Annotated in this window: 16 protein-coding genes; 4 read left to right on the top strand and 12 right to left on the bottom strand. The window is 58.1% G+C overall.

Features of this window, described 5'->3' with window-relative positions:
- Positions 1-2 precede the first annotated feature (2 nt).
- The 10 genes from ACTG19_RS01640 to ACTG19_RS01595 all read right to left on the bottom strand — a co-directional run bounded on the left by ACTG19_RS01640 (position 3) and on the right by ACTG19_RS01595 (position 13,258).
- Positions 3-1,247 carry a response regulator gene (locus tag ACTG19_RS01640; protein ID WP_113739513.1) on the bottom strand — a complete coding sequence of 415 codons (1,245 nt, stop codon included), beginning with the start codon at positions 1,245-1,247 and terminating at the stop codon, positions 3-5.
- The gene (locus tag ACTG19_RS01635; RefSeq protein WP_113739512.1) at positions 1,234-5,223 is read right to left on the bottom strand and encodes a response regulator; all 3,990 of its coding nucleotides are present in this window, start codon (positions 5,221-5,223) and stop codon (positions 1,234-1,236) included. Before ACTG19_RS01635 ends, ACTG19_RS01640 begins: the two co-directional genes overlap by 14 nt.
- A 15-nt stretch (positions 5,224-5,238) precedes the next feature.
- Entirely contained in the window at positions 5,239-5,535 is a 297-nt protein-coding gene (ihfA, locus tag ACTG19_RS01630; RefSeq protein WP_005300715.1) for an integration host factor subunit alpha, read from the bottom strand.
- 3 nt (positions 5,536-5,538) lie between these two features.
- Positions 5,539-7,926 carry a phenylalanine--tRNA ligase subunit beta gene (pheT, locus tag ACTG19_RS01625; protein ID WP_113739511.1) on the bottom strand — a complete coding sequence of 796 codons (2,388 nt, stop codon included), beginning with the start codon at positions 7,924-7,926 and terminating at the stop codon, positions 5,539-5,541.
- A 12-nt stretch (positions 7,927-7,938) separates the two neighbouring features.
- A complete protein-coding gene (pheS, locus tag ACTG19_RS01620; protein WP_113739510.1) occupies positions 7,939-8,922 on the bottom strand; it encodes a phenylalanine--tRNA ligase subunit alpha in 984 nt (327 codons plus the stop codon).
- 379 nt (positions 8,923-9,301) lie between these two features.
- A complete protein-coding gene (rplT, locus tag ACTG19_RS01615; protein WP_005336687.1) occupies positions 9,302-9,658 on the bottom strand; it encodes a 50S ribosomal protein L20 in 357 nt (118 codons plus the stop codon).
- A 15-nt stretch (positions 9,659-9,673) separates the two neighbouring features.
- Positions 9,674-9,871 (bottom strand): 50S ribosomal protein L35, encoded by a 198-nt coding sequence (rpmI, locus tag ACTG19_RS01610; RefSeq protein ID WP_005336688.1) that lies wholly within the window; start codon positions 9,869-9,871, stop codon positions 9,674-9,676.
- Between the two features lie 86 nt (positions 9,872-9,957).
- Entirely contained in the window at positions 9,958-10,488 is a 531-nt protein-coding gene (infC, locus tag ACTG19_RS01605; RefSeq protein ID WP_196783562.1) for a translation initiation factor IF-3, read from the bottom strand.
- Between the two features lie 21 nt (positions 10,489-10,509).
- Complete coding sequence (thrS, locus tag ACTG19_RS01600) at positions 10,510-12,438, bottom strand: threonine--tRNA ligase (protein ID WP_005336690.1); 1,929 nt, start codon at positions 12,436-12,438, stop codon at positions 10,510-10,512.
- Positions 12,439-12,670: 232 nt separating this feature from the next.
- The gene (locus ACTG19_RS01595) at positions 12,671-13,258 is read right to left on the bottom strand and encodes a tetratricopeptide repeat protein (RefSeq protein WP_439988636.1); all 588 of its coding nucleotides are present in this window, start codon (positions 13,256-13,258) and stop codon (positions 12,671-12,673) included.
- Positions 13,259-13,431: 173 nt separating this feature from the next.
- Here ACTG19_RS01595 and ACTG19_RS01590 point away from each other — a divergent pair, with 173 nt between their 5' ends.
- Complete coding sequence (locus ACTG19_RS01590) at positions 13,432-14,487, top strand: PA0069 family radical SAM protein (protein ID WP_439988635.1); 1,056 nt, start codon at positions 13,432-13,434, stop codon at positions 14,485-14,487.
- A gap of 158 nt (positions 14,488-14,645) precedes the next feature.
- Here ACTG19_RS01590 and ACTG19_RS01585 read toward each other — a convergent pair whose 3' ends face one another.
- Positions 14,646-14,801 (bottom strand): hypothetical protein, encoded by a 156-nt coding sequence (locus tag ACTG19_RS01585; RefSeq protein ID WP_005336695.1) that lies wholly within the window; start codon positions 14,799-14,801, stop codon positions 14,646-14,648.
- Between the two features lie 262 nt (positions 14,802-15,063).
- On the opposite strand from ACTG19_RS01585, the gene ACTG19_RS01580 reads away from it, so the two are divergent.
- Positions 15,064-16,461: an alpha-amylase family protein gene (locus tag ACTG19_RS01580; protein WP_439988634.1), complete on the top strand. Its 1,398-nt coding sequence runs from the start codon at positions 15,064-15,066 to the stop codon at positions 16,459-16,461.
- 107 nt (positions 16,462-16,568) lie between these two features.
- Here the strand turns inward: ACTG19_RS01580 and gyrA are convergent, their stop codons facing one another.
- Positions 16,569-19,307 (bottom strand): DNA topoisomerase (ATP-hydrolyzing) subunit A, encoded by a 2,739-nt coding sequence (gene gyrA, locus ACTG19_RS01575; RefSeq protein ID WP_439988633.1) that lies wholly within the window; start codon positions 19,305-19,307, stop codon positions 16,569-16,571.
- A gap of 198 nt (positions 19,308-19,505) precedes the next feature.
- Between gyrA and ubiG the strand changes: the two genes are divergently transcribed.
- Together ubiG and ACTG19_RS01565 are read left to right on the top strand one after the other, a co-directional pair.
- Positions 19,506-20,222: a bifunctional 2-polyprenyl-6-hydroxyphenol methylase/3-demethylubiquinol 3-O-methyltransferase UbiG gene (ubiG, locus tag ACTG19_RS01570; protein WP_064341269.1), complete on the top strand. Its 717-nt coding sequence runs from the start codon at positions 19,506-19,508 to the stop codon at positions 20,220-20,222.
- Positions 20,222-20,917: an HAD family hydrolase gene (locus tag ACTG19_RS01565; RefSeq protein ID WP_338774864.1), complete on the top strand. Its 696-nt coding sequence runs from the start codon at positions 20,222-20,224 to the stop codon at positions 20,915-20,917. Before ubiG ends, ACTG19_RS01565 begins: the two co-directional genes overlap by 1 nt.
- Positions 20,918-21,326: the final 409 nt, after the last annotated feature.

Below are 21,326 nucleotides of genomic sequence, written 5' to 3'. Positions count from 1 at the left end.
AATTACCAGCGCCCCGCGATACCGTGCTCTCGCCACACCTCGACATCGAGCAGGTTGTAAGGATCATCCAGATAGACGGCGATCCCCAGCTCTCGAACCCGGGCCATAAAGCGTCCCAGCAGGGAGTCACCGGTCAAGGACTCCATCTCCGGCAAGATCCCCTGCCCCAGCAGCAAGGCTTGCAGCGGCAAACGTTCCAGCAGATCGAATGGCAGATGCTGGCTGTTATCGAGCAGCAGCGCCAGCTTGCTCCCCGCCAGGCTGGCTTGCAGCACCAGCGCGAAGCGATCGGCATTGCTAAGCAGGTGGTCACGACGGTGGATCAGCAGGGTCAGTTCGGCTGGGGTACGCGACTGCTCCGTCAGCCACTCCTTGAGCGCCTCCCAGCGGCTGGGCAAGCCGGTCACCGCCAGCCAGACCGGATGAGGGGTCGCGGGACTGGAGAGCAGCCCAAGCTGACCCTGCACCTCCCCCTGCCAACGGCGAATGGAGCGGCGCTGGCCGCTCAAGCGCTGCTGACGCAGCGGGCCCAGATAGAGTCGACGCAGCAACCTGAGCAGCTCGTCACAATCAAGCGGCTTGGCCAGCGCCGCCAGAATATTGAAACCGGCATCGTGCAGCAGGCGGCGGGCACCGTCGATCAGCGTCTGCTCATGGGCCGAAAGCAGCACGATGGGCAGCCCGGCCTCCTGCAACTGGGGCTGGTTCATCAGCAGACTGATGGCATCTTGCTCCACCAGGCTGAGATCGCACACCAGCAGGCTGATGTCGCCTGCCGACAATGCCGCAAGACAGGCCGATTCATCCTGTACCCACTGACAGGAGAGCCCCAACCCGGCGATGGTCTGTTGCAGTTGCATCCCCTGAAACGGGTGATCCTCGAGCAGCAGCACCTTGTTAGCGGCCAGCCAGTTGCACCAGTTACGGTAACTGGCGGCAAGCCCCCCCAGCCAATTCTCGCCAATAGCGTAAATTCCCTCATGCTGCTGCAACTGGGGGAAGTAGTCCGACTGCTGATGAGCGGCGGGGTCGTAAAGTGCGATGGCGCCGGCCGCAAACAGCCCTTCCCACTGCCAGCAGGCATCCGGTCGGGTACGGTGCAGCGTGACATAGGAGGGCAATGTCATGGTGCTGGCCAACTCATGGGCGGTGCTGTCGAGGGCATAGAGCACAATGGGGCAAAATCCTGCCGCCTCATGCTCTTCCGAATCGAGCAACGCCAGTAATTCTTCATCAGTGATGATCATCTTGAGCCCTCTTTGAAAACTGCTGGCTGAACTCATCCAGTGCCCGGTTCAATCTGGCTTGCAGCATCGGATGGGGCGCCTGTTGCCACTCTTCAATGACCGCCACCAACGCGGTCGCCCCTACCATTCTGGCGGCCCCCTTCAACTTGTGTAAAGCAGCATTCACGCCAACTTCATCTTCTTCTGTGCTGCAGCGCTCAAGTTCGGCCAAATCATCACGGGTAGCCTCCAGATAAAGGGCGGCCAGTTCATCGGTCAGCAGCGAGGCAACCGGTGTCGGGACGACAGCATTGCTCCCCTCTTTGGCAATATGGCGCAGCAAGGTCGCCAGCTCCTTGAGAGCTACCGGCTTGTCCAGATGGCCATCGCAACCGCAGGATTGCAGCTCCCTTGCCGCCTGATCACTGAGATCTGCGGTGATCACATAGACCGGCAGACGGGCCCAACGGGCGGATTGGCGCAACTGCCTGCACAGCTCGGCCCCGTTCATCACCGGCATCTGCAGATCGGTCAGCACAAAATCCACCTCCTGTTGCGCCAGCATCTCCAGCGCCAGCTGCCCGTTGGCGGCAGTGATAACGCTGGCACCAAGTTGCCCCAGTTGCAGGCTGATCAGCTCGCGATTGACATCGTGATCTTCAACCAGCAGTACCCGCATGCCGAGCCCGGGCTGGGTGCCTGCGACCGGTTGATCCGGGGTCAGCCGTGGCTGCAGCAGGGTGATGATGGTCCCGGGCACCCAGGACTCCCCTTGCCAGGCCCAATAGTAGAGCCCCTTCTCGTCCACCTCCGCTTGCAGCGTATCAACGGCGTTGCTGACGGTGGCGATCCCCAATCGACTGAGCCAGGGCGACAGTGCTTGCGCCTCATCGTGCGGTAAAGAGAGCGCCAGCTGCCGCACATTGGGCTGCCAGTCCGGCTCCTGCTGCACCCGCTTCAGGGGCAACTCGCAATAGAAGCGGCTACCACCACCGGCGCGCCCCTCGACATCGATAAGCCCACCCATCTGCTCGATCAGCTGCTTGCAGATCGCCAGACCAAGACCGGTGCCAGGCGCCCGCAGCTGGCCTTCAACGGCAAACTGCTCGAACGGCATAAAGAGCGTGGTACGCATCTTGGCGGTGATCCCCGGTCCCTGATCATCCACACCAAAGCGCAAGGTCGATGCGACCACCTCGGCCCACAGCACCACTTCTCCACGCAGGCTGAACTTGATGGCATTGGAGAGCAGGTTGTGGAGCACTTGCCGTACCCGGTGAGGGTCGAGGGTCTGCAGGGCTGGCAGAGCCGGGTCCAACTTAAGGCGCAGTTGCAATCCCTTGGCCCGCGCCTTGGTCCAGTGCACCGCCGCCACGTGCTCGCACAGCTCGGCAAAATCGGTGGGTTGCGGCGAGAGGGAGAGTTTGCTGTTTTCGTTGCGGCTAAAGTCGAGCACATCGTTGAGCAGGCCGAGCAACTCATCCCCCGCCTGACGCACCCGCGCCAGCGCCGAATCCTGCTCTCTCGACAAAGGAGTGCTGGCCAGCCACTCCAGCAAGCCGAGCATGGCGTTCATCGGCGTGCGGATCTCGTGGCTGATGGCAGCCAAAAAGCGCCCCTTGGCCAGAACTGCCTGTTGCGCCTGCTCATGGGAGTGCTGCAATGCCTGATCCTGCTCGACCCTGGCAGTGGCATCCTGCATCACCGCATAAATTCGCCAACCCTGCGGTTGACTGCGGCCACGGCCATAGAGCTGCAACCAGCGCAGACCCTTGGTCGGATGGTGGTAGCGCATGGTGAATGCGAAGGGTTTGCCAGCCTGCAACATGGCGAACATCTCACGGCTTACCCGACAGCGATCCTCGCGCTCCAGCATAATGAGCACCCGTTTGGGCTCACGACGGATCTGCTGACTCGCCAGCCCCAGCAGCTCGTAACAGCCCCGGCTGATAAACTCGATACCCCCTACCCGTCCCCGCTCGAACATAAACTGCAGCACCACGCCGGGGACGGTATTGGTCAGGGCGCGCAGGCGGCGCTCTGCCTGACGCAGAAAACGGGCCTGCTCACGCAGCACACTGATATCCGACAGGGCGATGAGATCAGTGGCGGGTGCTTGCTTGTCGAGCCGCAGCGGATGCTGGGCATAGGCGAAGACCTGATCCCCCAGCACCAGCTCTCCTTCACTTTTTTGGGACTGAACCGGCGGCAGCATCAACTGCTGCGAATAGCGCAGGGCCAGACGTCGCCCCTGTTTATTGGATTTGATCACCTTGCCCTGGCTATTGCGCAGATAGACGGGCACCGGCAACGCCTGAAACATGGTTTCCCGCAGCTCGCTCTCGATGGCCAGCGCCTTCTCGGCAGCGTGACGCTGGGCGACTTCCCGTGCCAGTTGCTGGCGAGAGCGCCAGATCCCGCCGATGACAATGCCGCTGATCAGCAGTGCCATGGCAATGGAGCCAAACCAGGCGGCGTAGCTCACGCCGGGCTGCTGCACGACGAGCAAGCGGCGCCAGCGCTGGTTAAGTTCGTCGATCTGGGTGCTGGTCAGTGCCATCAGGTTGCGATCCATCACCCCGGCCAGTTCGGTCTGACTCTTGTTGATGGCAAAGCCAAGGCTGAAGCGATCTTCCAGCTCCTCGATATCGAGCCCGTCCAGCAAGTTGGTACGCTGGGGATATTGCAGCTGATAAAGCTCGCTCAGCATGGCGTCAGCCTTGCCCTGTTTGATCGCGGCAAGTCCCTGCTCGAGGCCGTCGGTGCGAAGCCACTCCTGATCACCGAGCAGGGCGAGCAAGGAGGGATCGTAGAGGGACTCCGGCACCAGAATACGCTGCCGCTTGAGCTGCGCCATGCGATCGGCAGCCAGCTTGCGCTTGCTGATCAAGGCAAACCGGTTGGTGGAGATCGTCCGACTGAAAATGAACTGATCCGTCAATGCCGGGGATTCCGGCAAGCCGGCCATCATGTCCGCTTCACCACGGCGCAGCTTTTCTACGGCCTCCGCCTTGCTGGCGGCAGGCACCAGCTTGTATTTCAGGCCGGTCTCCTGGGTGACCCAGCGCAGCACATCCGCGCTCCACCCTTTCGCCTCCCCCAGCTCATTGACGCCGCTATAGGGCATCAACTCGGGATTGACCACCAGGCGAATGGTACGCCCGCGGCCGGATAACCAGGCCTGCTCAGTATCGCTGAAGTGGGGTTGGTTGACGTAGAGCGATCCCTGATCGAGATAGCGAGCCAGATCGGTATAGATAGTACCGGCGGGCATATGACGGATCAGGGTGTCCACCAGATTGGCCAACTCCGGCTGATCACGCATCATCAGGCGATAGCTGATGATCCTATCCTCACCAAACAGGCGGCGCAGGCGCAACCCATCGGCAGGAAACTCGCGCATCAGATAGCGCAGTTGCAGATAGTCCCCCAGATAGGCATCACCCTTGCCACTCTGCAGCGCGTCGTAGACCTTCTCTCCGCTTTTTAGGGAAATAATGCGCGCCTGAGGATAGAGCTCGTGCAGCAGGCGGGCAGAGTCTGCCACCGAGTAGACCAGAAAGCGGGCCTGTTTGAGATTTTCACCCTTGTAGAGGATGGCGGCATCGGTCTCCATCATCGGACGGCTTAACCGCATACCCTCCACGGCCTTCTTGCGGGTTCCAACATAGGGAATGATGTCGCAGTCACCCTCTGCGAGCCCGTTGCGCAATGTCTGCCAATCGGGCAACTCTTTGAGCACGAGGGGAACCGGGAATAGCTCCTGCAACCGGGCGAGACGATCCTTGAGCAGTCCCCCCTCGGCCATCAAGTATGGTGGAGGAAGCGTCGCAGGATAGCAGAGCGAAAGCTGACTCAGTGAATTTACATAAGCCTGGGTCGCCGGCGCCAACGGCAGCACTGTGGTCTGCAAAGGCTTGGCGAGCAATGGCAGTGCCAGTACGGCACCCAGAAGAAAAACGGGGAATTTGGTCATCTGAAAACAAAAGCCAGGCATCTGCCTGGCTTTTTATCACTCGTTGGGTTCAACATTTTCTACCCTGGCCTTGAGCTTCTGGCCAGGCCGGAAGGTCACCACGCGGCGGGCGCTGATAGGAATATCCTCGCCCGTCTTGGGGTTGCGTCCGGGACGCTGATTCTTCTCACGAAGGTCAAAGTTACCGAAGCCTGAAATCTTGACTTGTTCACCACGCTCAAGCGCCTGTCGGATTTCCTCAAAGAAGGCTTCCACCATATCTTTGGCTTCACGCTTGCTCATCCCGAGCTGGGTGAACAGGTGCTCTGCAATGTCGGCTTTGGTAAGCGCCATAGATCAATCCCTCAAGGATGCATTCAACTCTTCACCAAGGGCCCGCACGACATTGTCTACGGTCTCGGCAATCTCTTTCTCCTCCAGGGTGCGCTGGGTGTCTTGCAATACAAGACTGATGGCCAGGCTCTTCTTGTCCTCTGCCATACCAGCACCCTGGTATACGTCAAACAAGTTTATTCCAACTACCTGATTTCCGCCAACTTTTTTAATTACCGCAAGCACATCACCTGCCAGAACCTGACGATCGACCACCACGGCAATGTCGCGACGGTTCGCCGGAAACTTGGAAACTTCGGCAGCCACAGGCACCTTGGCCGGGGTCAGCTTGTCCAGCTCGAGCTCAAACATCACCGCGCGGCTCTTGAGGCCCAGCTTCTTCTCGAGGCTCGGGTGGATCACGCCGATGTGGCCGATGATCTCGCCATTGCGCAGGATGGCTGCGCTCTGGCCCGGGTGCAGGGCGCTGTGCTCGGTGCGCTCGAAGGTAAAGGTGGCCCCTTCGGCGGTCAAGTCCAGCACCGCTTCCAGATCCCCTTTCAAATCAAAGAAGTCGGCTGCGCGAGTTTTGATATCCCAGTGCTCGTCGCTCTGGTTGCCAGTGATGATACCGGCCAGCATCGGCTCCTGACGGATGCCGTTCTCGGCGCTTTCATCCTTGACGAAACGCAGACCCTGCTCGAACAGACGCACACGCGGCTGCTGACGGTTCTGGTTGTAAACCACGGCCTGCACCAGACCCGGGAACAGAGAGACCCGCATGGCGGACATCTCGACCGAGATCGGGTTTGGCAGCACGATGGCATCGCTCTGCGGGAACAGGGTTTGCTGGGTCTTGGGATCGACGAAGCTGTAGGTGATCGCTTCCTGGAAACCGCGGTCAACCAGCAGGTCGCGTACGCGCTTCAAGGCCACCTGCCCTTCTGCCTGCTCAACCATCGCCAGAGAGGCGGTCGGTTTCAGGTTCGGGATGTTGTTGTAGCCGTAGATGCGAGCCACTTCCTCGATGAGGTCTTCCTCGATGGCGATATCGAAACGCCAGGAGGGTGCCAGCGCAGTCCAACCGTCAGCATCCACAGTAACCTGCATGCCAAGGCGAGTCAGGATCTCGACCACCTGCGCATCCGACACGCTGATACCGATCACCTTGTCGAGCTTGCTGCGACGCAGCTTGATGGGTGCCGCCTTCGGCAGATGGGCATCGGATTTGACCTCGATGACCGGACCGGCTTCACCGCCGCAGATGTCCAGCAGCAGACGGGTGGCACGATCCATTACCTTGGCCTGCAGCTCCGGATCCACCCCGCGCTCGAAGCGATGGGAGGAGTCGGTGTGCAGACCGTAAGCACGGGCACGGCCGGTGATGGAGAGCGGCGCGAAGAAGGCGCACTCCAGCAAGATGTCGGTAGTGGTCTCGGAGACACCGGTGCGGTTGCCGCCGAAGATACCGGCCATGCAGGCAGGACCTTTGGCATCGGCAATCACCAGGGTAGTCTCTTTGAGCTTCACTTCGTTGCCGTCGAGCAAGGTCATCGGCTCGTCAGCGTGGGCGCGACGTACCACCAGTTCCCCTTCCAGGGTAGCCAGATCGAAGGCGTGCATCGGCTGACCGTATTCCAGCAGCAGGTAGTTGGTGATGTCGACGATGGCATCGATAGAGCGGATACCGCCACGGCGCAGCTTCTCCTGCATCCAGAGCGGGCTCTGGGTCTGCAGGTTCAGCCCTTTAATGACGCGACCCAGATAACGGGGGCAATCTGCTGGCGCTTCAACCCGGATCGGGAAGGTAGCATCGATGGTGGCAACCGCAGGCGCCCAGGTCAGCTCGACCACGTCAACGCTGTTCAGCACGCCGATTTCACGGGCCAGGCCCGCGATACCGAGGCAATCGGCACGGTTCGGAGTCAGATCCACGTCGATAGAGACGTCGTTCAGATTGAGGTAGTCACGAATATCGGTACCAATGGGAGCATCGGCCGGCAGCTCGATGATGCCATCGGCTTCAACGTCGATACCCAGCTCACTGAAAGAACAGAGCATGCCGTGGGACGGTTGGCCACGCAGTTTGGCTTTCTTGATGGTGAAATCACCCGGCAGGGTCGCCCCTACTTTGGCCACACACACTTTCAAGCCCTGACGGCAGTTTGGCGCGCCGCAGACGATGTCCAGCAGCTCGGCTTCACCCACGTTGACCTTGGTCACCCGCAGCTTGTCGGCGTCAGGATGCTGGGCGCACTCGACCACTTCACCCACCACCACATTGTTGAACTGGCCAGCCACCGCTTCCACGGCGTCCACTTCCAGACCGGCCATGGTGATCTGCTCGGCCAGTGCATTGTCACTCAACTCGGTGCGGACCCACTCCATCACCCAGGATTTACTGAATTTCATGTTCTCTTGCCCTTACTTGAACTGCTTGAGGAAGCGCAGGTCGTTTTCGAAGAAGGCACGCAGGTCGTTGACCCCGTAACGCAGCATGGTCAGGCGCTCAACGCCCATGCCGAAGGCAAAGCCGGAGTATTTTTCCGGATCGATGCCGACCGAACGCAGTACGTTCGGGTGCACCATGCCGCAGCCCAGCACTTCCAGCCACTTGCCATTCTTGCCCATCACATCTACTTCAGCGCTCGGCTCGGTGAACGGGAAGTAGGAAGGACGGAATCGAATGGTCAGGTCTTCCTCGAAGTAGTTGCGCAGGAAGTCGTGCAGAATGCCCTTCAGCTCGGTAAAGCTGGCATGCTCGTCAACCAGCAGACCTTCAACCTGATGGAACATCGGGGTGTGGGTCATGTCGTAGTCGTTACGATAGACGCGGCCCGGCGCGATGATGCGGATCGGCGGCTGCTGATGTTCCATAGTGCGGATCTGCACACCGGAGGTGTGGGTGCGCAGCATCAGATCAGGATTGAAGTAGAAGGTATCGTGATCGGTACGCGCCGGGTGATGAGCCGGAATGTTCAGCGCATCGAAGTTGTGGAAGCCATCTTCAATCTCGGGACCGCGGGCAACCTTGAAGCCCATCTCGCCAAACAGGCGCTCGATGCGTTCGATGGTACGGGTTACCGGGTGCAGACCACCATTCTCGATGCGACGACCCGGCAGGCTGACGTCGATGGTCTCGGCAGCCAGCTTCTGGCTCAGCACGGCGACTTCGAGCGCTTCACGACGCTCGTTCAGCGCATCCTGAACCTGCTGTTTGGCCTGGTTGATCACGGCACCCGCGGCGGGACGCTCTTCGGCAGACAAGGCACCCAGGCCCTTCATCTGCTCGGTAAAAAAGCCCTTTTTACCCAGATATTTGACCCGGATTTCGTCGAGGGTCGCGATATCGCTCACGCCCTCAATTTCGGCTCTGGCTTGGCCGACTACTTCTTCAAGCTGTTGCATGTCTTCCTCGTCACCACTCCCGGTACAGGAGCCTTTAGGCTAAATAAGGTCAAGAGGGGAATAATACAAAAAAAGCCCCTTCGCTGACCATAGCTAAGGTGGGCTTTTCTCCCTACAAATCATTTTGTTATATCAAGCGAGTCTCATCGGCTCACCGCCACTCCTGAAATAGTGGAACAAACATTTAGTTTGTTGGCATATAAAGCATTTGTAGAACAGGGCATCTCGCACATATCGCCTTGTGTGGAGAAAACTGTAGCACGTGTAAAACAGTAGACAGAATATGGATAGGACAAAGGGAGAAGTAATGTAAAACCGCAAATGACAGATACAAAAAAGGAGGCCTGAGCCTCCTTTTAGCGTTTATAACAGGACTGGATTAAACCAGAGCTGCTTTAGCTTTTTCAACCAGGGCGGTGAAAGCCATTTTGTCGTGAACGGCGATATCGGACAGGATCTTGCGATCGATCTCGATAGAAGCCTTCTTCAGACCGTTGATCAGACGGCTGTAGGACAGACCGTTCTGACGGGCTGCAGCGTTGATACGCGCAATCCACAGCTGACGGAACTGACGCTTTTTCTGGCGACGGTCACGGTAGGCATACTGACCAGCTTTGGTTACCGCTTGTACCGCTACGCGGTAAACACGGGAACGTGCGCCGTAGTAACCTTTGGCGGCTTTCATTACTTTCTTGTGACGAGCTCGAGCAGTCACACCACGTTTAACTCTTGGCATTTTTCACATCCCCCCTTATGCGTACGGCAGACAAGCGACAACACGTTTGTGGTCGGCAGCAGAAACCATGAATTTCGGTCCCAGCTGACGCTTACGCTTGCTGCTCTTCTTGGTCAGGATGTGACGCAGGTGGTTGTGCTTGCACTTGAAGCGACCCGAGCCAGTCTTCTTGAAGCGCTTTGCAGCACCCCGGTTGGTTTTCATCTTCGGCATTTCATACTCCGCATTGTGAGTGACAACAAAATCGCAAGGCGAACCAAGTCATGAGGCAAGCCCCATGAGTCAATTTCTTGTGGGCCTTAAGATTTCTTCTTAGGTGCGAGGACCATCACAGCTTGACGGCCTTCGACTTTCGGGAACGACTCGACTACGGCCAACTCTTCCAGATCGTTCTTGACGCGCTCCAGAACCTTGATACCAAGATCCTGGTGGGCCATTTCACGACCACGGAAGCGCAGGGTGACCTTAGCCTTGTCCCCGTCTTCCAGAAAGCGAACCAGGTTGCGTAGTTTTACCTGATAGTCGCCTTCGTCAGTGCCAGGACGGAATTTGATTTCCTTAACCTGGACGACTTTCTGCTTTTTCTTCTGTTCTTTGGTTGTTTTGCTCTTTTCGTAGAGGAATTTGCCGTAATCCATGATCCGGCAAACGGGCGGCTCAGCATTTGGACTGATCTCTACCAGATCAACTCCGGCCTCTGCGGCCAAGTTCAGAGCATCCTGAATGGATGTGATGCCAATGGCTTCACCATCCAGACCAGTCAGACGAACTTCTTTCAGACGGATCTCTTCATTGATCCGGTGAGCGCGGGCTTGCGGTTGCTTGCCCAGTTTTTTTCCGCCTTTTATAGCTTATTCCTCCACTTTCTTTTGTCCGCGGGTCTGAACTTCCTGGGTCAATAGAGCGATGAACTCTTCAACAGGATAAGTGCCCAGGTCAGCCCCTTTACGAGTCCGTACTGCAATCTTACCGGCTTCAACTTCTTTATCGCCGCAGACCAGCATGAAAGGTACTCGCTTCAAAGTATGCTCGCGGATTTTAAAGCCAATCTTCTCATTTCTCAAGTCCGCTTTTGCGCGAAGGCCCGCATCATTCAATGCTTTGGCTACTTTCACCGCATAATCGGCCTGATTGTCCGTGATATTCATGACCACAGCCTGAGTCGGTGCCAACCAGGTCGGGAACAGACCGGCGTACTCTTCAGTCAGAATACCGATGAAGCGCTCGATAGAACCCAGGATGGCCCGGTGGATCATCACAGGTACATGGCGATCGTTGTTTTCGCCCACATAAGTGGCACCCAGACGACCAGGCAGGGCAAAGTCGAGCTGCACGGTACCACATTGCCACGCACGATCAAGGCAATCGTGCAGGGTAAATTCAATTTTGGGACCGTAGAACGCCCCTTCACCCGGCTGCAGATCGTACTTCAGACCGTTGAGCTCCAGCGCTTCGGCCAAGGCTTTCTCGGCGCGATCCCACATCTCATCGGAGCCGATACGCTGCTCGGGACGAGTGGAGAGCTTGACCACGATGTTTTCGAAGCCAAAGGTACCGTAGACGTCATAGACCATACGAATACAGCCGGAGACCTCTTCCATGATCTGCTCTTCGGTACAGAAGATGTGAGCGTCATCCTGAGTGAAACCGCGCACCCGCATCAGACCGTGCAGGGAACCGGACGGCTCGTTGCGGTGGCAGGAACCAAACTCGGCCATACGCAGCGGCAGATCGCGGTAGGACTTCAGACCCTGGTTGAAGATCTGGACGTGACCCGGGCAGTTCATCGGCTTGATGGCGTACTCGCGGTTTTCGGACTGGGTAGTGAACATGGCCTGGGCGTATTTCTCCCAGTGACCTGAACGCTCCCACAGAACGCGGTCCATCATGAACGGACCTTTCACTTCCTGATAGTCGTACTCTTTGAGCTTGCCGCGGATAAAGGTTTCCAGCTCACGGAAGATGGTCCAGCCATCGTTGTGCCAGAACACCATACCGGGTGCTTCTTCCTGCATGTGATACAGGTCGAGCTGCTTGCCGATCTTGCGGTGGTCGCGCTTGGCGGCCTCTTCCAGGCGCTGCAGATAGGCCTTGAGCTGCTTCTTGTCAGCCCAGGCGGTACCGTAGATACGCTGCAGCATCTTGTTGTTGGAGTCGCCACGCCAGTAGGCGCCGGACATCTTCAGCAACTTGAAGTGGTGGCAGTGACGCATGTTGGGCACGTGCGGGCCGCGACACATGTCGATGTACTCTTCGTGATGATAGAGACCTGGCTGGTCATCACGGGCAATGTTCTGATCCAGGATTTCGACTTTGTAAGACTCGCCGCGCGCCTCGAATACATCGCGCGCTTCTTGCCAGGAGACTTTCTTCTTGATGACGTCGTAATCCTTGGCTACCAGCGCCAGCATGCGCTCTTCCAAGGCAGCCAGATCTTCATCGGTCAGGGTACGGTCAAGATCAACGTCATAGTAGAAGCCGTTGTCGATGACAGGACCGATGGCCATCTTGGTCTGGGGCCAGAGTTGCTTGATAGCATGACCCAGCAAGTGGGCGCAGGAGTGGCGCAGGATGTCCAGACCTTCTTCGTCTTTGGCGGTGATGATGGCCAGCGCAGCATCGGCTTCGATCAGCTCGCACGCATCTACCAGTTCACCGTTTACCCGACCGGCAATGCACGCCTTGGCGAGACCGGGACCGATGTCCGCAGCCACATCCATGACGGAAACAGAGTGGGCAAATTGACGTTGGCTGCCGTCAGGCAGAGTAATGATTGGCATTATGTGTTTCCTTATACAGTGGTGACCCCTACCAAAGGTCACATGCGGGATGGAAAAGAGATTCAAAAAGGTGATGTTTTGGTTCTCCACAGCACTTTGCGAAGACGGCCTGACACGTAAACCACATGTCTAACGTGACAAACCAAGCCAAAACGGCCCCATGCTACCAGAAGTCGGGCGTGCTGTATCGGATTTGCAGATATTTTCTACAGTCAAATGAGTCGTCTGCCGACTATTCACCAAGCAGGGATTGCCAGTTGAAATCAAAGTCACTGCTCCCCTCCTCGGCCAGCGCCAGCTCCTGCAGCACCTGAAGCGCCAGCTTGTTGCCCTTTTGTGCCGCCTGATAGAGCCACTGCTTCGCCTGAGGCAGATCGACCCTGCCGCTGACCCCCATCAGATGAAGGACGCCGACTTTCAGCATGGCCGGGACATCACCATTACGGGCAGCCTGATCCATCCAGTGAAAGGCTTGGCGCAGATCTCGCTTGACCCCAACACCACGCAGATAGAGCTCTGCCAGCCGATATTGGCCGAAGGGATCCCCTGCCAGCGCCGACTGGCGATAGAGCGTGATGGCCTGATGGATATCCTGCTCGCTCCCCTGCCCCACTTCATGGCTCCAGCCCATCAAGGCTTGCGCCCGAGGTTGGCCTTGATCGGCCAGTGGCGACCAGATCCGGGTCGCCTCATCGAAATGACCGGTACGCCAGGCACGGTTGGCAGCAGCCATCTCCTGCTCGGTGGAGAGCGGAAGCAGACGCCAGATAACCAGCGCAATCAGACCGATAAATAGCCAGCGGGAAGTGGTGGGGCTCATGATGATTTCCGTGATCCAGTTCTCATTTCGTCTATGTAAACGAAATGTAGCGTTGCGATCAAGCAAGAGATCCCTGCGACAACCCTTTTTGCACCCGGTCGATCAGCAGTTGTTGTCATTTATCCGGTGCACCTGCAAAATAACTGTATGTATAAACAGTATCGGTGCACACCATGGCAGGACGAGGCAGCCCCCACAATATCGATCACCGTTTTAGCGGCCCCCTTGTCGAAGCGGTCGATGACGGCTGGCAACCATCTGATTGGGATGCCGCATTCACCCCCTCTGTGCCTGGCACCGAGGTGCGGGAGATCGATGCACGCAGCATCATCAGCTACAACAGCTCGCCGGATGTCCCCTTTGGTCGCTCCATCAACCCCTATCAGGGGTGCGAACACGGCTGCATCTACTGCTATGCCAGACCCAGTCACGCCTATCTGGAGCTCTCCCCTGGCCTTGATTTCGAGAGCAAGCTGTTTGCCAAACGCAATGCAGCCGACCTGCTGCGCCGGGAGTTTGCCAAACCGGCCTATCAGCCACAGACCATCTTCATTGGCGCCAATACCGACCCCTATCAACCCATCGAGCAGCGCTATCGCCTCACCCGGCAGTTGCTGGAAGTGATGCTTGCCCACCGCCATCCGGTCGGGCTCATTACCAAGAGCTCCATGATCTTGCGCGACCTTGATCTGTTGACCGAGCTGGCCAGAGAGGGACTGTGTCAGGTGATGGTGTCGGTGACGACCTTGAACGAAACCCTGCGCCGACAGCTGGAGCCCCGCGCCAGCACGGGCACCGGCCGCTTGAAAGTGATCGAGAAGCTGGCCAACGCTGGTATACAGGTGGGGGTATTGGCCGCCCCCATGATCCCGCGGCTCAATGAGCCGGAGCTGGAGCAGATCATCAAATCGGCTGCCGAGGCTGGCGCCAGCTGCGCCGATTACATTCTGCTGCGCCTGCCCCACGAGCTGGCGCCGCTATTTGGTGACTGGCTCGATACCCACTATCCGGGCCAGAAGGAGGCTATTTTGAATCAGTTGCGAGCCAGCCGCGGTGGCGGGCTCAACAGTACCGCCTTCGGTACCCGCATGCGCGGTGAGGGGCACTTTGCCGATCTGCTGGCCCAGCGCTTTCGCCTTATCAGCAAACGACTTGATCTGGGCAAACGCCATATTCAGCTCAGACTGGATGGGTTTATCCGCCCCGGGGAGCAGCTGCCGCTCTTCTAATCCCCCTGTTCACGCCCTTCACACATCAGGTGTGCCAAGAGGTTGAAAGGAAGACCTGCCGCGACACATCCTGTGGAAACCCCGCTTTTCAGAATTTTCCAACGAAGTAGTCATGTCGCGACAAGAAAGCGCTACCCGGTAAAGAGAAGGCTAACGCCTTAGCCTGCGCGCTGATCCCGGCCCTGTTGCACCATTTCAACCGGCAGTCGCGAGGGTTCATGAGCCACTTCGTGCTCATCCTCTTCATACTGTGGCACCTCTGACTCGCCCCATACCCGGCTCCACCAAATTTCCCACGTGATCCAACTGGTCATATGCAGCTCCTGACGGTGAAGGTGATGGCAACAACCCACCACTCGCCCGGCAGGATAACGGCTGGTAATGACAGGGAAATGACAAAAAAATCACTTGTAAAAAGGCAACTGGCGGTGGCGAGGAAAAGCCGAAACAGTTCACATATTCGGCGAAATCATACTGAAAGCGGTCACAAATCTGCAGGTTGTTGATTGCAGCTCACTCTGTTCCCGCCAAAGCTGAGTTGCCCATTCAGGCATCTATAAAAACAGGGACACAATAATGAAACACACAGCGGGAATATGGGCGATCGCAGGTATGCTGATCGCCCCCTTGGCGCACGCCGACGTCATACTGCACGCCTTCAACTGGAAGTACAGTGAAGTGACCGCCAAAGCCGATCTTATCAAGTCAGCCGGTTACAAACAGGTACTCATCTCGCCGCCTCTCAAGTCATCAGGCAACGAGTGGTGGGCTCGTTACCAGCCGCAGGATCTGCGTCTTGTCGACTCCCCTCTTGGCAACAAGCAGGATCTCGAGCAGCTGATCGCCGCCATGAAGGCGCGAGGTATCGCCGTCTATGCCGATGTGGTGCTCAACCACATGGCCAACGAAAGCTGGAAACGCAGCGATCTCAACTATCCCGGCAACGAGCTGCTGCAAAGCTACGCCAGCAACCCGGCCTATTTCGAGCGCCAGAAACTGTTTGGCGATCTCGGGCAAAACTTCCTCTCCGGTCAGGATTTTCATCCCGAAGGGTGCATTAGCGACTGGAGCGATCCGGGTCATGTCCAGTATTGGCGACTCTGTGGTGGTGCCGGTGACAAGGGGCTGCCGGATCTGGATCCCAACAACTGGGTAGTGAGCCAGCAACAGGCCTATCTCAAGGAGCTTAAGGGGATGGGGATCAAGGGTTTTCGGGTCGATGCGGTCAAACACATGAGCGATTACCAGATCAATGCCGTGTTCACCCCCGAGATCAAACAGGGGATGCATGTCTTTGGCGAGGTGATCACCACAGGGGGCGCAGGCAGCACCGATTACGAGCGCTTCCTCAAACCCTACCTCGACAGCAGCGGCCAGGGAGCCTATGACTTTCCGCTGTTTGCCTCCCTGCGCGGTGCCTTCAGTTACGGTGGCAGCATGAACCTGCTGGCGGATCCGGGCGCCTATGGTCAGGCGCTACCGGGCAATCGCGCCGTCACCTTTGCCGTGACCCACGACATCCCCACCAACGACGGCTTCCGCTATCAGATCTTAAGCCAGACTGACGAGAAGCTGGCCTATGCCTACCTGCTTGGGCGCGATGGTGGCTCGCCACTGGTCTATTCGGATCACGGCGAGACCCAGGCCAAGGATGGACTGCGCTGGCAGGATTACTACCAGCGAGCCGATCTCAAGGGGATGATCCGCTTCCACAATGCGGTGCAGGGTCAACCCATGCAGCTGGTCGGCAGCGGTGACTGCTTCGTGCTGTTCAAACGGGGCAAACAGGGGCTGGTCGGTATCAACAAGTGCGACTATGAGCAGGAGTACTGGCTCGATACCGCCAGGTTCGAGATGAACTGGTATCGCAACTATCGTGACGTGCTCGACCAAGGCGCCGTGGTCAACGTGCAGAGCCAGTGGGTACGGGTCGCCATTCCCGCCCGCAGCGCCAGAATGTGGCTGCAGGAGTGATCCAGCCGTAAGATCAGCGGAGAGTCATAAAAAGCAGACAAATAAAAAGAGCGACCACCAGGGTCGCTCTTTTTGCTCAGAGACGTTGCTCGGGTAACCGGTGACGATTACTCGTCGCCAGCATCGACCGCATCAGTGCCGGTCGCGGTATCGGTACCTTCAGATACCTCACCATCAACGGCCAAAGCGTCGTTCTCGTCTTCGTCGCTCTCGGCGATACGCTGCAGGCCAACCACGGTCTCGTCTTCACCGGTACGGATCAGACGGACACCGCCGGTGTTACGGCCAATGACGCTCACCTCGGCAACACGGGTACGCACCAGAGTGCCGCCGTTGGTGATCAGCATGATCTGGTCGGTATCTTCGACCTGAATCGCATCGATCACCTTGCCGTTGCGCTCATCCACCTTGATGGAGATAACGCCCTGAGTACCACGGCTCTTGGTCGGGTATTCGGCCAACGCAGTCCGCTTGCCGTAACCGTTCTCGGTGGCGGTGAGGATGGCACCTTCGCCGCGCGGAACGATGAGGGAAACCACCTTGTCACCGGCGCCCAGCTTGATGCCACGGACACCGGCGGCGGTACGACCCATGGGACGCACGCCCTTGAAGGTACCCTTGCTTTCGGTGCCTTCGCCGTTGTCGCTGCCATCATCGTCATTACCGGCATCGTCGTCGGTTTCAACGTCATCGCTGACATCGGCATCAGCGCGACCGCTGCCTTCCGCGAAGCGAACAACTTTGCCCGCGTCGGAGAAGAGCATGATCTCGTTGCTGCCATCGGTGATATCCACCCCGATCAGCTCATCACCCTCTTTAAGGTTGATGGCGCGGATACCGGAGGAGAGCGGACGGCTGAAGTCAGAGAGGCTGGTCTTCTTCACGGTACCGTTGGCGGTGGCGAAGAACACATACTTCTCGGCGTCATACTCCTTCACCGGCAGGATAGCGGTGATACGCTCACCCTCTTCCAGCGGCAGCAGGTTGATGATCGGACGACCACGGGCGCCACGGGACGCTTCCGGCAGCTGGTAAACCTTGAGCCAGTAGACCTTGCCACGGGTGGAGAAGCACAGAATGGTGTCGTGGGTGTTGGCCACCAGCAGACGCTCCACAAAGTCCTCTTCCTTGATCCGGGTGGCCGACTTGCCACGACCACCGCGGCGCTGGGCCTCGTAGTCGGAGAGCGGCTGATACTTCACATAGCCCTGGTGAGACAGGGTAACCACCACGTCTTCCGGGGTGATCAGATCTTCGATGTTGATCTCGGCACTGGACATGCTGATCTCGGTGCGACGCTCGTCGCCATACTGCTCACGCACAGCCAGCAGTTCATCGCGGATCACTTCCATCAGACGAGCCGGGCTCGCCAGGATGTGCAGCAGCTCGGCGATCAGATCCAGCAGAGATTGGTACTCTTCCAGGATCTTCTCGTGCTCGAGGCCAGTCAGCTTGTGCAGACGCAGGTCAAGGATGGCCTGGGCTTGCTGTTCGGTCAGGAAGTATTGACCTTCACGGATACCGAACTCGGGCTCCAGCCACTCTGGCCGTGCCGCGTCGTCGCCCGCTTTTTCCAGCATGGCGGCCACATTGCCGAGTTCCCAGCCCTTGGCAACCAGGCCCGCTTTCGCGTCGGCCGGGGTCGCGCTGTGACGGATCAGCTCGATGATGGGATCGATGTTGGCCAGCGCAACCGCCAGACCTTCCAAAATGTGCGCCCGATCCCGCGCCTTGCGCAATTCGAACACGGTCCGGCGAGTCACCACTTCACGGCGGTGCAGCAGGAACGCATCCAGGATCTCTTTAAGGTTCATCACCTTGGGCTGGTTGTTATCGAGCGCCACCATGTTGATGCCGAACGTGGTCTGCATCTGGGTGTGCTTGTAGAGATTGTTCAGCACAATCTCGCCGGACTCGCCGCGCTTGATCTCGATAACGATGCGCATGCCGTCTTTGTCAGACTCATCGCGCAGGGCACTGATGCCCTCGATCTTCTTCTCTTTGACCAGCTCGGCGATCTTTTCGATCAGTCGAGCCTTGTTCACCTGATAGGGGATCTCGTGAACGATGATGGTCTCGCGACTGGTCTTCTCGTCCACTTCCACTTCAGCTTTGGCCCGCACATAGATGGAGCCACGACCGGTACGGTACGCCTGCACGATGCCGGAACGACCGTTGATAATGCCGCCGGTGGGGAAATCCGGGCCGGTGATGTAGGTCATCAGCTCGTCAATGGTGAGGTCGCCGTTTTCGATCAGCGCCAGGCAGCCATTGACAATCTCGGTGAGGTTGTGAGGCGGAATGTTGGTCGCCATGCCCACCGCGATACCGGAGGAGCCGTTGACCAGCAGGTTGGGAACCTTGGTAGGCATGACCGCCGGGATCATCTCGGTGCCGTCATAGTTCGGCACCCAGTCCACGGTCTCTTTGTCCAGATCGGCCAGCAGCTCGTGGGAGATGCGGGCCATCCGCACTTCGGTATAACGCATCGCCGCGGCGCTGTCGCCGTCGACTGAACCGAAGTTGCCCTGACCATCGACCAGCATGTAACGCATGGAGAAATCCTGCGCCATCCGGACAATGGTGTCATACACAGCGACATCGCCGTGCGGGTGATATTTACCGATTACGTCACCGACCACACGGGCCGATTTTTTATAGGGCTTGTTCCAGTCGTTCCCCAACTCGTTCATAGCAAACAGAACGCGGCGGTGAACCGGTTTCAAGCCATCACGCACATCCGGCAGAGCTCGTCCTACGATCACGCTCATGGCGTAATCAAGATAGGAACTCTTGAGCTCTTCTTCGATGTTGACCGGCGTGATCTCTCTGGCCAGATCGCTCATAGAAAGCCTTATCCCTAATTAGTTGTTCTTTGGCTTAAACAGCGCGACATGGTAACACACTGAGCCAAATACCTTAAGCCACAAATCGGGTATCAGATCGGGCTGGTGTGACAAAGTCCGTCCGTTATAATGCCCGCCAGGACAATAGATTGCGCCCATGACTCAGAAGCGGGCGCCCTGCCACAGGATCTTCGAAAAATGAACAGTGATGCCAATGTCGATCTGACAGAAATCGCCAAGTTTGAAGCCATCGCCTCCCGCTGGTGGGACATGGAAGGTGAATTCAAACCCCTGCATCAAATCAATCCGGTACGCCTTGACTGGATCACCGACAAAAGTGGCGGTCTGTTTGGCAAGCGCATTCTCGATATCGGATGTGGTGGCGGCATCCTCTCCGAGAGCATGGCCCGCCGTGGTGCCAAGGTCACCGGCATCGACATGGGTAAGGAGCCCCTCGGCGTCGCCCGCCTGCACGCCCTTGAGCAGGGTGTTGAGCTCGAATATCGCCAGATCACCGCCGAAGCCCATGCCGCCGAAGTGCCAGGCCAGTATGACGTAGTCACCTGCATGGAGATGCTGGAGCATGTGCCGGACCCTGCCTCCGTGCTGCGCGCCATCGCTACCCTGGTGCGCCCGGGCGGCCGGGTGTTTGTCTCCACCATCAACCGCAACCCCAAATCCTATCTGATGATGATCATCGGGGCCGAATACCTGATGAAGATGGTGCCGAAGGGTACCCACGATCACAAAAAATTCATCACCCCGGCCGAACTGTGTCGCATGGGTGAAGCAGCTGGCCTGCTGGTGCGGGATATGAGCGGGGTGCACTATGCACCGCTCTCCAACAGTTTCAAGCTCGGCAAGAATGTCGACGTCAACTATATGGTGGAGTTTGTCCGCCCGGAGCAAGGTTGATGAGCGACTCTCGCCCTCTGCCCCTGCGCGGTGTGCTGTTCGATCTGGATGGCACCCTGCTCGACACAGCCCCGGATCTGGGTGCCGCCGTCAACCACGTGCTGATCAGCGAAGGCTTTGCGCCGCTCTCTGACGACATCATTCGTCAGACCACCTCCCACGGAGCGCTCGGGCTGCTGAAAGCGGGCCTCGGCGATGAACCGCTTGAAGAGCTGGGGGCCACGCGCCTGCGCAATGCCCTGCTCGACTACTACGCGGCCAATCTCTGCGTCGGTACCCGTCCCTATGAGGGAATGGTGGATCTTATCGAGTGGCTCGACGAGAAACAGCTCCCCTGGGGCATAGTCACCAACAAGCCGGGCTTTCTCACCGAGCCACTGCTGGCGGCCCTGCCACAGCTCGCCAGCTGCGGCGTCACCGTCAGTGCCGATACCCTGCCAGTACGCAAGCCCGACCCCGCCCCCATGTTCTTTGCCTGCGAGAAGCTGGGGGTCGAGGCGGCTCACTGCCTCTATGTGGGGGATCATGTGCGGGATATCGAAGCAGGCCGCAATGCCGGCATGCGCACTGCGGTCGCTGGCTGGGGCTATCTCAATGATGAGGAAGATCCCGCCCAGTGGGGCGCCGATCTGCAGTTTGATACCGTGCAGGCCCTGCACCACTGGCTGCGCTACGAGTTGACGGCCAAGGCGTAACGCGCAGCCTTACCGGCTGATATGCGATAACGGGGCGAAGAGACTCTTCGCCCTTGCATCTCTTCCTTTACGCTCCTGCGTCCTGCGCCACCATCACTCGTCTATTCATGGATAATAAAGGCAGCTTTCTGCCTGTTGGATACCCATTTGACAAGCTCGCAACCGTCACAAAACGGCCACAAACCACCGTCATCTGATGCAAAGCCCTTGCCACGCTGAGCCCGCGGCTGCGACAACTGGACAGCTTTTGACCCTTGTTGCATAAGGGATAATCAGCCGCCGTTTGCTAGTAAAAAGCCCCCCGTTTCGCAAGCAAAAAAAGTTATTTAAATTTTCCATCTTCGATCGGGAGACTTGCTTTTAGCGGAGCGGACGAATGAAAACCCGCTCACTGTGAGCGGTCACTAAC

The sequence above is a fragment of the Aeromonas sp. 3P genome, assembly GCF_051919745.1.
Classification (GTDB): Bacteria; Pseudomonadota; Gammaproteobacteria; order Enterobacterales; family Aeromonadaceae; genus Aeromonas; species Aeromonas veronii.
This window is presented reverse-complemented; position numbering and strand designations above follow the sequence as displayed.

Bases quoted from the DNA above. Each gene is read 5' to 3' on its own strand.
- gyrA (WP_439988633.1), bottom strand. From the start codon at position 19,307: ATGAGCGATCTGGCCAGAGAGATCACGCCGGTCAACATCGAAGAAGAG.
- pheT (WP_113739511.1), bottom strand. From the start codon at position 7,926: ATGAAATTCAGTAAATCCTGGGTGATGGAGTGGGTCCGCACCGAGTTG.
- ACTG19_RS01590 (WP_439988635.1), top strand. From the start codon at position 13,432: ATGGCAGGACGAGGCAGCCCCCACAATATCGATCACCGTTTTAGCGGC.
- ihfA (WP_005300715.1), bottom strand. From the start codon at position 5,535: ATGGCGCTTACCAAAGCCGACATTGCAGAGCACCTGTTCACCCAGCTC.
- ACTG19_RS01635 (WP_113739512.1), bottom strand. From the start codon at position 5,223: ATGCCTGGCTTTTGTTTTCAGATGACCAAATTCCCCGTTTTTCTTCTG.
- ACTG19_RS01565 (WP_338774864.1), top strand. From the start codon at position 20,222: ATGAGCGACTCTCGCCCTCTGCCCCTGCGCGGTGTGCTGTTCGATCTG.
- ACTG19_RS01640 (WP_113739513.1), bottom strand. From the start codon at position 1,247: ATGATCATCACTGATGAAGAATTACTGGCGTTGCTCGATTCGGAAGAG.
- thrS (WP_005336690.1), bottom strand. From the start codon at position 12,438: ATGCCAATCATTACTCTGCCTGACGGCAGCCAACGTCAATTTGCCCAC.
- pheS (WP_113739510.1), bottom strand. From the start codon at position 8,922: ATGCAACAGCTTGAAGAAGTAGTCGGCCAAGCCAGAGCCGAAATTGAG.
- rplT (WP_005336687.1), bottom strand. From the start codon at position 9,658: ATGCCAAGAGTTAAACGTGGTGTGACTGCTCGAGCTCGTCACAAGAAA.
- rpmI (WP_005336688.1), bottom strand. From the start codon at position 9,871: ATGCCGAAGATGAAAACCAACCGGGGTGCTGCAAAGCGCTTCAAGAAG.
- ubiG (WP_064341269.1), top strand. From the start codon at position 19,506: ATGAACAGTGATGCCAATGTCGATCTGACAGAAATCGCCAAGTTTGAA.
- ACTG19_RS01585 (WP_005336695.1), bottom strand. From the start codon at position 14,801: ATGACCAGTTGGATCACGTGGGAAATTTGGTGGAGCCGGGTATGGGGC.
- ACTG19_RS01595 (WP_439988636.1), bottom strand. From the start codon at position 13,258: ATGAGCCCCACCACTTCCCGCTGGCTATTTATCGGTCTGATTGCGCTG.
- ACTG19_RS01580 (WP_439988634.1), top strand. From the start codon at position 15,064: ATGAAACACACAGCGGGAATATGGGCGATCGCAGGTATGCTGATCGCC.